At 39.7% G+C, this 302-nt stretch carries 1 protein-coding gene; it reads left to right on the top strand.

Annotation, left to right across the window (positions count from 1 at the left end):
• A partial coding sequence (locus ADF62_RS02370) for a hypothetical protein (RefSeq protein WP_048787993.1) occupies window positions 1–302 on the top strand: 302 nt, incomplete at both ends.

The following is a 302-nucleotide window of genomic DNA, read 5'->3' as shown; positions in this document are numbered from 1 at the left end:
ACTTACACACCAACAGTAACGCCAGTAACACCAACAGCAGAACCAAAAGAAACAACTGGAAAACAAGGTCAACCACAAACTCAAGACACAGAGTCAATGTTCAAACAAGGTGATGAAGTAGCCCCAATTGATAAGACAACTGTTAAATTGGTAGACCCAAGTGGTAACGAAGTAACAACAATGCCAGCTCTTAAAGATGGTAAAGAAGTTGGAACATACACAATTGATCCAACAACAGGAGTTATTACATTCCAACCAAACAAAGATTTTGTTGGTACACCAGATCCAGCTAAGGTTGTAGC

The sequence above is a fragment of the Streptococcus sp. 1004_SSPC genome, from assembly GCF_001069025.1.
Taxonomy (GTDB): Bacteria; Bacillota; Bacilli; order Lactobacillales; family Streptococcaceae; genus Streptococcus; species Streptococcus vestibularis.
The sequence above is the reverse complement of the archived record's forward strand: the minus strand, read 5'-3'. Positions and strand labels throughout refer to the sequence as shown.